At 63.5% G+C, this 13294-nt stretch carries 8 protein-coding genes; 3 read left to right on the forward strand and 5 right to left on the reverse strand.

Annotation, left to right across the window (positions count from 1 at the left end; all coding sequences use genetic code 11):
* Window positions 1-57: 57 nt before the first annotated feature.
* From AC5ZG1_RS27545 to AC5ZG1_RS27555, 3 genes are all read right to left on the reverse strand, one after another.
* On the reverse strand, window positions 58-5910 hold the full coding sequence (locus AC5ZG1_RS27545; protein ID WP_496134633.1) for a hypothetical protein: 5853 nt from the start codon (window positions 5908-5910) through the stop codon (window positions 58-60).
* Window positions 5904-6503 (reverse strand): hypothetical protein, encoded by a 600-nt coding sequence (locus AC5ZG1_RS27550; RefSeq protein ID WP_496134634.1) that lies wholly within the window; start codon window positions 6501-6503, stop codon window positions 5904-5906. Before AC5ZG1_RS27550 ends, AC5ZG1_RS27545 begins: the two co-directional genes overlap by 7 nt.
* 112 nt (window positions 6504-6615) lie before the next feature.
* Window positions 6616-8679 (reverse strand): sensor histidine kinase, encoded by a 2064-nt coding sequence (locus AC5ZG1_RS27555; RefSeq protein ID WP_496134635.1) that lies wholly within the window; start codon window positions 8677-8679, stop codon window positions 6616-6618.
* A 48-nt stretch (window positions 8680-8727) separates the two neighbouring features.
* Between AC5ZG1_RS27555 and AC5ZG1_RS27560 the strand changes: the two genes are divergently transcribed.
* The gene (locus tag AC5ZG1_RS27560) at window positions 8728-9204 is read left to right on the forward strand and encodes a response regulator transcription factor (RefSeq protein ID WP_496134636.1); all 477 of its coding nucleotides are present in this window, start codon (window positions 8728-8730) and stop codon (window positions 9202-9204) included.
* A gap of 64 nt (window positions 9205-9268) precedes the next feature.
* Complete coding sequence (locus AC5ZG1_RS27565) at window positions 9269-9538, forward strand: hypothetical protein (protein ID WP_496134637.1); 270 nt, start codon at window positions 9269-9271, stop codon at window positions 9536-9538.
* Between the two features lie 446 nt (window positions 9539-9984).
* Here AC5ZG1_RS27565 and AC5ZG1_RS27570 read toward each other — a convergent pair whose 3' ends face one another.
* The gene (locus AC5ZG1_RS27570) at window positions 9985-11202 is read right to left on the reverse strand and encodes an ABC transporter substrate-binding protein (protein WP_496134638.1); all 1218 of its coding nucleotides are present in this window, start codon (window positions 11200-11202) and stop codon (window positions 9985-9987) included.
* 154 nt (window positions 11203-11356) lie between these two features.
* The gene (locus tag AC5ZG1_RS27575) at window positions 11357-11884 is read right to left on the reverse strand and encodes an oxidoreductase (RefSeq protein WP_496134639.1); all 528 of its coding nucleotides are present in this window, start codon (window positions 11882-11884) and stop codon (window positions 11357-11359) included.
* A gap of 440 nt (window positions 11885-12324) precedes the next feature.
* Between AC5ZG1_RS27575 and AC5ZG1_RS27580 the strand changes: the two genes are divergently transcribed.
* Window positions 12325-13059 carry a helix-turn-helix domain-containing protein gene (locus tag AC5ZG1_RS27580; protein WP_496134640.1) on the forward strand — a complete coding sequence of 245 codons (735 nt, stop codon included), beginning with the start codon at window positions 12325-12327 and terminating at the stop codon, window positions 13057-13059.
* Window positions 13060-13294: the final 235 nt, after the last annotated feature.

A 13294-nucleotide genomic window follows, 5' to 3' on the forward strand; every position in this document is an offset into this window, starting at 1 on the left:
ATCAGGCTTGGCCCTTCACGTTGGCAGCATCGAGTCCAAATCCCGCCGTGTCGTAATCTAGAACGGTACAGCGAGGCGAAGGCTGGCCTCCTGGCTAATATAGTTCCTGCTGAAACCGGCCGAGTATTCCGTGCGCAGCTCGTAGCCCTTCGTCGAGAAGATCTGCAGCCCCGCGGTAACATTGACCAGCGTTGCGGGAAGCTTCGCCTGGGTAATGAAGCCCGCGTCAGCCGCATTGCCGAAGGTGACGCCGATATCCATGCTGTCCCTGGCGAAGAAAGTCATACCCACCGACGCATAGGGCCGCAGCCAAGCCTGCGGATCGACGTCCAGCCGGCCGCCGATTTCGAGCGATGGGCTCACTGCCACATTCCATTGGCGTGCGGACGAGAAATGAAGGTCCATGCCCCCCATGCCGTGCTCAGTATAGCCCGGCATGGCAGTGTAGAGCAGGTCGAGGTCGGTATAGGGCTTGATGTACCAGTTGGAATAAGCCAGCTCGTAGCTGGCGCGGACGCGGGCGGCGGCCGTCCAAATGTGCGAGGTGCCGTTCGCGAGCCAGACGCTCGGTCCGACGTCGAGAAGCCGTTGCGTCTCGAACGTACCGTAACCCATGTGGCCGGACATCGCGAGCAGCCATGGGCCGATCTGATGTTTCAGCGAGACCGCAACGTCGCCAGCGACGCCGTTCGTCCTCGACAGCCTGTCGCTGTCAGACAGAGCGGATTGCGTCAGGCCGGCGGTCGCGCCAAGAAACCAGCCGTCGGCGATCTCGCGCTGCGCACCGACGCGGTAGGTCTCGGCATTCTGGTGATAGCCGCTCGCATCAGCACTTTCGGTCTGCCTGATCCAGGCGCCGGTGACACGGGCCCAGCCGCAATCGGTCTCCTGCATCATCGTGCCCGCGCCGGTGAAGATCGGACAACTGAGCGACATCTTGATGGATGTAAGGGCGCCCAGGGTCTGGTTGGACAGCGCGCCAAGCGACTCCTCAGGTGTAATGCTGTCGATCGAGCGGGTATAGTCGTCCACTGAGCTGACATTGGCCAGCTTTCCAAACAGCGATGCATTGGACTGCGAGATCTTGCCGGACTCCCAGGCCCGCTGGAGATAGGCCATGGCGGCATCCTCGCTGGCGGTCATATCCACCCCTTGGGGGGCCCGGATATTCGCGGCGGGGTCGATGAAGATCCGGCTTCCCTCGCGTTGGACAGACCAGTTAAAGGGGCTGAAGTTGCCATGCGCCCCGGCCGCTTTGAGGTTGTTGGTGGTCCCGCTCACCTCGGCCACGGCGAAACGGCCCGGCATGAGGCCGTCCACGACGTTCACCTTGATGGTGCCGCCGAGCGAGCCCGTCAGCTGTACGAGATCGTTTTTGGCCCCCGCAGGGGTGCGGCTGACATCCATCAGCAACGAGCCGGCCTCGGTCTGTACATAAGTGCCAATGACATTTGCAGTGGCGATGGCGTTGATGCCGCCGATATTGAAGGTCCCCTCGTTCCGGAACGTCCCTGCGGCTCCAACATTTACGATCCCACGGGCGGAGCTGGTATAGGTGCCGCCAAGGCGGTTGTTGAATGTGTTGACCTCTCCGGTGTTGCCGACGGCAAGATTCACGTCGCCGGATAACAACCCCCAGTTGTCCAGCCGGTCCTGGCCGTGGCTGGCCAACACTGCCACGCCCGAGCCGGCGCTGACGTCGGACCCGGCCTGGAACTCGATCGCATTGGCACCGCCGCCATCGATCTGGACCGCAGCACCGGTCCCGGAGCCACCCGCGAGCACGCCCTGGAAGTTGACTCTGATGTCCGAACCCGTGCCTGCCACAACCCGCCCCGCGCCGCCCTGCGCGCCGCTCTGGGCATAGATGGCGACCGAATTTTCCCCGGTCGTCCTGATCGAGCCCTTGAGGTCGATCTCGATCAGGCCGCCGCCGCGGATTGCCTTGTTGCGGTTGGTCGTGTCGCCGATCTGCGTCGGCAACACGATCCCCTCGGCCGTGCCGACCGCGCCGCCACCGCCGCCGACGCTCTGCGCGAAGACGCCATGCGCGTTCTTGCCATGTGTTTGGATCGACATCCTGGCAGCAGTGTTCGCCATCGAAACCAGGATACCGCCGCCGCGCCCGGATGACGGATCCCTCTGCGCCAGGAGATTCGCATAGGTCGCATCCTCCGAATTGAGTGCACCGGTATAGCCGCCGCCACCGCCAATGCTCTGAGCGAGGATGCCGACAGAGCCCACACCCGTCGTCTGGATGCTGCTTCCCGCGCCGAGTCTGACAGAAACCTCGGCGCCATCCCCGAAGCTGTTGGCGGACCCGCCCAGGCGACCGGACACTTCCAGCGTGTTGATGCCGGGCCCCGATCCGTCTGACATGAAACCGCCGCCGCCGCCGATGGACTGCGCGAGGATGCCGAAGGCATTGCCGCCAGTCGTCGTGATGGATCCCGCATGTTCGATTGTCACCGTGGCGGCGTTGCCGTTCGCACCGCCCGTGCCGCCAAGTTGAAGGGTGAGGGTGTCGGTCCCCGGCTTGGCTGCAGCTTTCGCGGATTCGGCTTCCTTGATGGCTTGGTCGACGTCCAGGCCATAACGCTTCAGTGTATCTTTCTCGGCCTGGGTCAGCGCAGTCTTGAGGCTCAGAACCTCGAAGGCATCCATGGAGTTGAGCGCCACGAGGCCGCCACCGCCGCCGATGGACTGGGCGACAATGCCGTGGGATTGCGCGCCGCCGGTGACGATGCTCCCTGCATTGGTGACCTTGACCGCGCCGCCATTTCCACGCGACCCGTTACCGCCGGCCAACAGCGCGGGCCGGTCGAGTGAGAAACCCGAACGATCCGCGCCGACGGTCGCCTGCCCGCCACCACCGCCGATGGATTGGGCAAAGATGCCGTACGAGGAGGCCCCCCCTGTGCTGATCTTGCCGTTGAATCCATTGGTCACCGTGACGGCGCCGCCATCGCCGGCCACGCCGCCGCTGCCGCCGCTGGCGATCTTCATGTTCGCGAGGAGCGCACCGCCACCAACCGTGGAGGCGCCGCCATTGCCGCCGCCACCCCCGATCGACTGCGCGAACACCGCCGTGGCCACCTGGCCATTGGTGGAAATCTCACCCCAGTTGGTGACTGTGACGGACTTGCCGTTGCCGCCCGAACCTCCCGTACCTCCCACGGTATCGTTGCCGGCGACGGAGATCGGGAAGGACGGCTTGATACCGTGCTTGGCGGAGAATTTGGGCAGTACCTTCTGGGCGAGCGCCTTGAAGCCGTTTGCGGCGAGCGTCTTGCCAAGCAGAGCCAACGTGGAATCTCCCGCATCGGCAGAGGCCGAGCCGCCGCTGCCGCCACCGCCGCCGACCGACTGCGCCTGGATGCCGTAGGCGCCGTTGCCGTAGGTGGTGATGATAGCGGCCGCGGTCCCGCCGTTGTTCACGACCACGTCGCCGCCGTCGCTCGCGCCGCCGCCAGTCGCACCGACCGCTACGTTGACCTGCACGTTGTTGGCACTGCGCGCCGTGCCCGCGCCGCCTACGCCGCCGCCGCCGCCGATGCTCTGGGCCAGGATGCCCCTGGCATCAACCCCGCGGGTCGTGATCGCCGTGTTGTTCGTGACCTCGACGAGTCCTCCATTCGACCCGCTGCCACCGGCGCCACCGACGCCCACATTGACCGCCGCGGTGATGCGCGCTGAGTCGCTGGGTTTGGGCTGCGACGAATCCGACCCTGCGGACCTGGCCATCCCGGCGCCGCCATAGCCTCCGCCCCCGCCGGCGCTGAGCGCATGGATCGCGGACGCCGCATAGCCCTGCGTCTCGGTCGTTCCATTATTGGTGATCTTGACGGTGCCGCCGGTATTGCCGCTGCCGCCCTTCCCACCGAAGGCAACGTTCACCGCGACCGAGAAACCCTTACCGGACGTGGTGCCGGTCACGTCGGCGCTGCCGCCGGCACCGCCGCCACCGCCAATGCTGTAGCCGACAATGCCGATGGACTGATCTCCGGACGTGGTGACTCTGTTGCCACTGACGATGGTTACGGCTCCTCCGGTACCGCCGCCGCCCCCGGTTCCACCGACGCCGACGCCCACGGCCACGCCGACAACCGAGGACCCGCTCGCCGTGGCGCTGACGTCGGAAATGCCGCCGTCGCCGCCGCCACCACCAATGCTCATGCCCATGATGCCGAACGCATCATTGCCACTGGTCGACACGGCCCCGGAATTGGTCACGGTGACGGCGCCGCCCTGGCCACCCTTGCCGCCTGAGCCGCCGACCGCCACCGCGACCGCGATATTGGGCAGCCGCTTCTCGACTGCCTTGGAATAGGCTGCCGCATACGAGGCGCCGCCATCGCCTCCGCCGCCACCAATGCTCATCGACTGAATGCCATGCGAGCGTACCCCCGAGGTGGAAACGGCCCAGCCGTTGTCGATGAGAACCGTGCCGCCGGAGCCGCCATCGCCGCCCGAACCACCGAGAGCCGTCGCGGACGTGACCAAGGTGCCGCCCACGACGGTGACGGCTTCGCCGCCCGAGCCGCCCCCGCCGCCGATGGATTCCGCGATGATGCCGGCAGCATCGGCACCACGGGTATGAATGCCGCCCAGGAAATAGCCGATGCTGCCCCGACGGCTGTTGACCGTGACGGTGCCGCCATTACCGCCGCCGCCACCGCTGCCGCCCCGTGAGACGCCGAAGCCAAGGCCGAAGGCCGTGGCCTCGCCACCACCCCCACCGCCTCCCCCGATGCTCTGCGCCAGGATACCGGCTGCGCCTATGCCATCGGTCCACAGATCGCCGTTGTTGTTGACCGTCACTGCGCCGCCATCGCCGCCCGTTCCGCCGACGCCACCGCTGCTGAACCAGAGGAATAGACCCGACCCGCCCGCACCGCCTCCACCGACCGGCGGTGCCAGAAGATCGGACTGGAAGGCCTGAACGGCTTTGCCGCCACCGACCGATTGCGCCACGACCGCGGTAGCGCCTTTGCCCGCAGTGCGGATCTGGTCGGCGACGGTGAGGTCGATGCTACCGCCGCTCCCGGCCGCCCCGCCTGCCCCGCCAGATGCCAGACCGTTACCTCCTGCACCACCGGCACCGCCGACCGACTGGGCCACCATGCCGTAGCTGTAGGCCCCTTTGGTGTCGATCCTGCCGGTCTGGAGCCCTATGATGTTGCCGCCATGTCCACCGGCGCCGCCCGGCGTTCCGCGTCCGGACACCGCCGCGGAGCCGCCCTTGCCGCCGGCGCCGCCGACGCTCTGCAACAGCACGCCGGGCGCAAATTCCCCCGCCGTCGAGACCGCGCCAGCATTGCTATAAAGAATCGATCTCCTGTCAGAGCCTGCATAGGCGTTGCCCGCGACCCCGCCGCGGGTGTCCTGCGCATTGGCCGAATTGGAGCCGTCGCCCCCGATCGACTCCACCACGATCGCCGCTGCGGCCTTGCCGGTCGTAGTGAGTTTGGCGTCTTTGCCGAGCGTCACCGAAACGAGACCGCTGTATCCGCCAGTGCCAGCACGGGGCGTCTGCGGCTCGTCCTCGTCGATCCGGCCGTGATCACCGCCATTGCCCCCGCGGGACATCACATGAAGCGCTCCGACATAGTCCCCCTGGGTGTCGATACCCTTCTGGACGGTCGCCGTGACGTCGCCACCCGCCCCGCCCCCACCGGCCGAGGCATAAAGCTCGGACCGACCGCCGACAACGCCGACAACGCCGGCGCCTCCCTTGCCGCCCCGGGAGTAGATCGACACCAGGGACGTCAGCATGGTCGCCTCCGCCGTGCTGAGCGCCATGCTCGCATTGTGGACGACCGTAACGTTGCCACCGGCTCCGCCGGCCGCGGCCTCCGCATCCCGCTTCAGGCCGTCACCGCCTTTGCCGCCCTCGGAGCCGATCACCACCGAGGGTGCGATCGCCTGCGCCAGATGACCTGGGTCGGATCTTTGTTGAGAATCCAGGAATTATTGATGATGTTGAGAGACGGTCCCGCCTGACCGGAGGTCGCCTGGTACACTGTCTGCCCAAGAAAGCCTTCCGTATAGGCGGCACGGCCGTTCACCGGCGCGGGGATGACGAACAGGCTGTTGCGCTGTCCGGGATAATAAGTCTGAGCCCTTGCAGGCTGCAGCGCCAGAATGAGCGCCAGCGAGCTGACGCCCGCGCTGAGACTCAAGCGATGCCCGGAAACGAGGGGCCGATGACAAAAATTGTGCCGACAAGCGATCGTCTGCAAGATCATCTCCGCAGTCGCGAAACCAATAGGGTGTACGAAACCTTCGCGCCGCTGCTTGGAGAGGTCCGTTGCATCTGGCGCGTACGCGGTGGACAGCCGAGTTGTTGAACGATCCCCCAACGCGGCGCTCGATCGTCTCTCAGGCGAGAAGCTGTCTGCGAGCTTGCAGGAGGTTAAAGCTGCGGGCGTGAGTGCAACAGAAGCGAGTTGGAGCGATTTGTAACGCATTGGAACATGCGGAAACGTCTTGGAACGAAACATGTTGCCTCATCGCAACGCCACGAAACTTCTGCAACGGGTGACCGACAGGGCACATGTTCAGCGTGATCAGGAGAGCTGCATCGAACCGCGTCTGAGGCGTCGCGGCGCCGAATCAGGTCGAAGGCAGCGGCACGATGATTCGGATCGTGGTGCCGACACCGACCTTGCTGTCGATCTCAATCGTTCCACCGTGGGCGCCCGCGATGCGGGAGACGAGTGATAGGCCGATGCCCGTGCCCTCGACATGTCGAGCATTGGAGCCGCGCACCGATCGGCGCATGATTCCGACGATCTCGTCGGGCGGGATGCCAATGCCCTTGTCGGTGACAGCGATCACGCCGCTATCTCCCGCGATCGAGCATGAGAGGATCACAGGATCCCCCTTCATGTGGACAGAGAATTTCACCGCATTCTCGAGGAGATTGATGATGGCGATGCCGAGCATCTCGGGATCGGCCATAATCGATGCATGCGCCGCTCGTGGGGCAGCATCCGTCAGAATGTCGGCTTGAAGCAGGTCGTTGGCGCGAGCTGCGCTGGCCAAGACGACATCCTGCAAGGACGTCCGAGCCAGTTGCGGTGAGAAGGACGGCCCCTGCAAGCGGCTGCGCGTCAGGTTCACCTCGAGCGTTTCGATCAGCCGTACGATGCCGCGGCGCACACGCTTGAGGCGGTCGTGATTGGCTTGGTCCTCCACGGGCAAGCTGAGGCCGATGCCGTCGATATTGGAGCGGATCGTGGCGAGCGGCGTGCGATACTGATGCGAGATCACCTCCATGAACCGCACCTGTTGCTCTTGCGACTGCAATTCGGCGCGCAGGGCGTCCTCGGCGATCTTCTTGGCTGCGGCGAGCTCCCGGGTCTTCTCCTCGACCATGGCGACGGCGCGGCGTTCCGCGGCCTGCGCGGCGAGCAGCATCTCGGTGCTCATGGCGGCGTTCATGGCTTCCGCGGAGCGCAGGCGCACCGCCACCGCTCCCGACAGCAACACCATTTGCAGGAGGACCGGCAGCGCATAGGTATGCGCAACCCAGTCCGGCAGCTCCACGAAGCCGGCGCGCTGGACCACCGTTCCCGCCACGCCGAACCAGAGAACCCAGTAGGCTGCGGCGCGCAGCCGCGTGTCGACGCCATTCTCGTTGGCACAGAACAACGCGAGCACCAGGGCGAGCGTCACCAAGATCAAAATGACGACGCCGCCAAACGGCGCGAAGACGAGGTTGGCGTTGAAGCCGACGAAGACGATCCCGATAAAACCCACGCCGGCTCCGGCGAGAAATATCCGGTTCATCCAGGGAAGGCGTTGGGGCAATTCGAGAATGCTGGCGGTGGCGAGCGAGCTGGCCAGCAGCCCGAGCCAGGCCGCACCTCCAGTGAAGTAGTCGTTGCCGTAGCCGCCGTTCGGAAACAGCAGCATGCGGGACAGGCCGAGATTGCCGACATAGACCAGCGTCGCGCCGAGGATGCTGAAGGCGAGCAGCGGATAGGACGGCTTGCGGTCGAAATGAAAGAAGACGAGCTGGATGATCAGCAGGACGGCCATGCCGCCGAACCAGGCGCCGGCGACGAGACCTTGGACGGTCACACGGAACGTATGGACCGTGGGAGAGTAGAGCACCGCCGAGAGATTGAGCGACGAATTGACGCTGGCCAGCCGGATATAAACGAGCATCGCGGCATCCGGCTGCAATTGCAGCGGAACCACGTTGTCGAGCCCGGAGAGCGTATCGTCCGCCGAGAAAGGACGATGATCGCCGGTGGCGTAGTGCTTGAAATCGTCGGCAGCGAGGCCGGGACGGTCGGCTGCGACATAGACGTCGACCAGATCGACGAGATTCGGAGTCAGCGACAGGAGGACACGTTGCCACTCCCCCGCTCCCACGCGAATCCTGAGCCACGCTGCATCCGTCGTATAGCCGAGATTGATGCCGTGGCCTGACATAGGGTGAAACTGCGCGCTCGCCCTCAGCACGTCCCCCAGGTCCAGGGTCCGCGACGGATCGACGAACAATTCCATGTATCCGTCCAGCGGCAACTCGCCGCTCGGCCCGACGATGGCCGTCGGCTGCAGTTCCCGCGCGTTGCCCTCGCGCGCGAAGACGCAGAGGGCGAAGAGACAAACCAGGATAGCAAGGAGGTCGCCAAGGCTGGCGCATCCCTTCGGGCGATCGATCATCGGCAACCATCCGCTCAGGCGTTGTCCACTCGGCGCCCAGGCATCATCATGCTGACGGCCCGGACCGGCCGCGACGACCGGATCCGAGGCTACGCAGAGGGTGCTGACCTTTATCTGACCAAGCCGGTCGATGGTGAAGAGCTTCTGCTCGCCGTCAGAAATCTTGCTCGCCGCGTCCACACTGCCGCAGTTACAAAAGCCGAGCGCATCGATGCGCGGCAGCCGGCGGTTTGGCAGATCGAAACGCAGCGCCGTCTTCTCGTCGCCCCCGGAGGCGTGTCATTGCAGCTCTCGGGACGCGAGTTGCTGCTGCTGGAATATCTCGCACAGGCCGAGGGCGCGACGGTCGCCCGGGCCGGGCTTGCCAAGCACCTCGGCTACGGCGAGATGGACGTGGAAAGCCGAAGCCTCGACGCCGTCCTGCGCCGTTTACGGCAAAAGGCGCAGGATTGCAGCATCGAGCTGCCGTTGCTCGTCATTCATGCGGTCGGGATTCGCTTCTCCGCTCCGCTCGTCAGGACCTGAGCAGGCCCGATCTGTTCAAAAGCCCACGTGTCCGATCCGCCGTGGGTAGATGCGCTTTCCGAGAATGCCTGACTTCCGGCTCGACTTCGTCGCCCATAAGGCGGTCAAAAGCCGGATCTCACATCTGAATCTGCGCAGCGGCCAGTCGCACCAAAGCGATCAGGTCATACCGGAAAACTGGACCGCAGCCCCTCCCCCGCGCCGTTCAGAGCACTTCGATCCGATCGCGATGATCGATCGCCTCATGCAAGACGCGGTGGCGCAAAGCGTCGCGCAGGCCGCCCGCAAGTTCTCTGTCCGAGACAGGAATAAAGCCAAACTGGGTGCTCGCTGACGGGCCTTTGCTTCCGTGTCGGACTCATCGACGCCCAGGTTACGCCTTGCGACGTCGCGTGTTGAAGCAACGGAATGGTACTGCCCGCGCGCAACCGCCGCGTGGAGTCAATTTCGCTGATCTCTGCAAGCGTCTTGTGGATGCAGAGCTTGTTTGGGGGCGCATAGGGAGGAAGAACCAGAATGGCGGTCACCTGTGGTGGGCAGCCTGGCGCGGCGCAAGCGAGTTGATTAATCGATCGTAACTCTGTCACTGCAGCCGAGAGGCGAAGCCGCTGCGCCCGCATCCGCTTGATCTCCTCATCAAGCGCGTTGCATCTCCTCATCATGACGATTAGACCACGATACGGTCGCATCGTCGGCGCGCATCTTGCTGAGCGCCTTCTACGGAGAGTTTTTTGTTTCGGCCATGATTTCCGGTCCTCTAAAGCTGTTGGACGGGAATGCCTAGTTATCGAGGTTGGCAAACGCCGTCTCTAGAACGTCGCCAATCGGCTGCCAAGTGCGGCCGTCGAATTGAACCAATCGCATGTGCTTGATTGGCCGGAAATTCAATGGACCGGTGGTGATCTTGATGCCGGGCAAAAGGGCTGAGCTCTGATAGTCCTTTAGCGCTGCAGCCTGCTTCATGACATTCTCACGCGACAAGTCATTGCCAGACTGCCTGAGCACCTGCGCCAGCGTCTCGGCGGCGGCGTATCCGAACATGGCGGCGCTTTCGTCCCTGCCACCGATTCGTTGATATTTCTCCAGAAATGATTGCCAATCAGAGCCGGACTGTCCGACCTTCCAAGCTGGATCGTCGGCGTCCTTGAGGTATGCGGCGGTGATTACACCTACCGCATTGTCCAAGCCGGCAGGTTTTAGAGCCATTGCGATCGACGAGGCCATCTGGTTCAGGATGAAGGTGGGACGCCAATTAATGTCCGCTGCCAGGCGGATCACTTTCGCGGCGTTTGAGGCTACGCCCGCAAAGACAACGATTTCTGCACCTGATCGCTTCAGGATCGATACGTGTGTGTCTAGATGTTCGTCCCTAAGATCGTAGGCGATACCAACCCTGATCATTCGGGCGATCTCTCCTAGCCCATCCTCCAGACCCTTGATGATCTCGCGACCGAAGTAGTCATTCTGCCAGAGAACCACGATCCTCTTTCCCGGGTACACTGCCTGGATGTAATTCGCGTAGATGCGTCCCTCTTCTCGGAACGAAGGCTGCCAGCCCATTGTCCATGGGAACGAGCTTGGATCGCTGAGATGATCGTCGCCGGAAGCAACAAACAGCTGAGGGATCTGTTTTTCATTCAAGTATTTGCGAACGGCGAAATTGCCTGGTGTACCGAAGGAACCAAACATCAGGAGAACATTGTCCTGCTCGACAAGCGCACGCGTCAAGCTCAGGGAGGATGCCGCATCAGATTTGTCATCGTAGGAGATGAAGCGCACTTTGCGGCCATTGATGCCACCGCGCTCATTGAGCATCTCAAAATAGGTCGCCTCGGCCTTGCCGATTGCCCCGAAGATCTCAAGGTTTCCACTATACGGCATGAGATTGCCGATGCGGATTTCGTTGTCGGCCACCTCCTCACGCACGCGCTCCGAGATCGCGCCCAACGAGGCAACAGCAACAGCGATGGTCAGCAGGGTCCGGAGCAGCATATCCATTGCAGAAACTCGACTAGATGGAGCGCGCTTGCCTAGATTTCGAGCCTGCCGGATTGATTACTTGATCTAGATCAATAGAGGGCTGCTTTGGCGGTATCAGCGGCGCGGCTGCCGCCGCGAGGTTGTTGTCTTTACTGCGGGCAAAAGTGGCGGGTCAATTTAGCTGACGCAAAAACGATCGGCGTCGCAACGGTATATGTTCGCCCGGAATGAGCGTCTGCCGGAGCGTGGGCATTTGACCTTTGACTACAGTGTTCTCCAAGACTTCCATCAGGAAGCGCGTGCGATCTTGCATGCGGCCCCCGCCGTAACTGTCGGTGCGCGTATTGAGCACCGAGTTCATGAACTGCTCGAACAGATAGCCGTTGGCTGCATGGAGTTCGACACCATCGAACCCGACCTTCCGTGCATTGGCGGCAGCTTTGGCAAAGGTGCCGACTATGGCCGACACTTCATCCGTGCTGAGGGGCCTCGGCGTCTCCGTAGGCATATAACCCAATCGGCCATCCGGGCCGTGGGCAAACACCGACGAGCCCTTTGCCCGTTGCTCGGTCACGCCCACCGGCGCCTGGCCGTTCGGCAGAATCGAGGAATGGGCCATCCTGCCGACGTGCCACAACTGCAGAAAGATCGTGCCTCCATGACGGTGAACCTCATCGGTCACCAGGCGCCAGCCCTGCATTTGGGCTCCCAGTGGATTCCGGGTGTCCTTGCGTAACCGTGGCTGGACTGATCCACGTCGGCGGCCTCGGTGATGATCAGGCTCTGGGTCTGGCTGGAGGCAAGCGTGACGATACCGCTTGACGTCTGCGCGTCGGTGCCGAGATAGACGATGACCGCCTTGATAGGCGCGCCCGCAGCGGCGAGCTTCAGGATAGAGCCGTTGAAAGCGCCGCCGAAGTCGATGTCACCGTCACTGCCGCCTGGATGTCCTGAGGGCCACTAATTGTATTGCCGATCCAGTTGAGTTTGACGGGCGCGAGGTATCCGAGCTCCTCGGCGAGCTCGGGGTAGAGCACGCGGCCCGACCAGCCCTGATATCGCAGCTCGAGCTTTCCGGCGCCCGCCCCGGCTGCTTCGGCGCATCCTCCGCACGGAGCAGACGGAAGATCCGCGACCCTCTTGCCCGGCGACGTCTTCTTCACCCATCACGCGCGCTCCAGTACGATCGCCTACTCGTCCTTCGAGTGTCTCCGGCTTCACATTCCACGCGCCATGGCGCCCGCCTTTCTGCGCGACAGCGACGTCAACGGAGCCGTTCTGAAGGAAGGGCGCGCCGGCACCGCGTTGCTCACCCGGCACATCGAGGGTCTGTGGTCCTCGCTCGCCGATCTTGCGCCAGACGAGATCGCCGCCTCGGTGGACGCTGCGTTTGTAATCGCCAGCGGAAGCCTTCATGCGACCATGCCATTGCAACCGGAGCATCGGCAAGCGATGAGCCGAACGGTGCTGCGTTCGATCCAGTCATTCATCCAGGACCGGCTCGCCGATCCGCGCCTTGGACCGGATGTCATCTGCGCGGCCTTCCGTATCTCGAAATCCACCCTTTACCGCCTGTTCGAACAGGAAGGCGGCGTCATCACCCATATTACGGCGTGCCGGCTCGACCGCTGCTGGCAGAAGCTAAGAACCCAAGGGCGCGAGGCTGGCCCGATCACCAGTCTCGCCTACGATTGCGGGTTCAATAGCGACGTCAGCTTCAGCCGCGCCTTTCGTCGCCGCTTCGGCGTCAGTCCGCGCGAAGTTCGCGATTCATTTTCTTCTGCTCCACGGGGCAGCGCGGGCGATGACACCATGCAATCGATCGAGCAGCGCATTTTGAGCAGATACCGCAACGTGGGTGGCTCCGCGCGCTAAGACTGGATCGCCAGTTGTGAACGAAGCTTGCTGTTGCGAATCGCTGCTGCTCAATAGCCATAGCTGCAGCCTTTTGCCTTGCATGCCTTCCTTTTGGAAGGCGCACACATCGTCGGCATCGAGTTCATGGACGATGGAGAGGCGGCAGAAGCCATTAAACCTGGCCGAGACACCGTGTTTCGCGATCCAGGACGCCCAGGTAGCGTAGCCGTTGAGAGAGCAGGCCGGCAATATA

The organism is Bradyrhizobium sp. Leo78 (genome assembly GCF_059512425.1).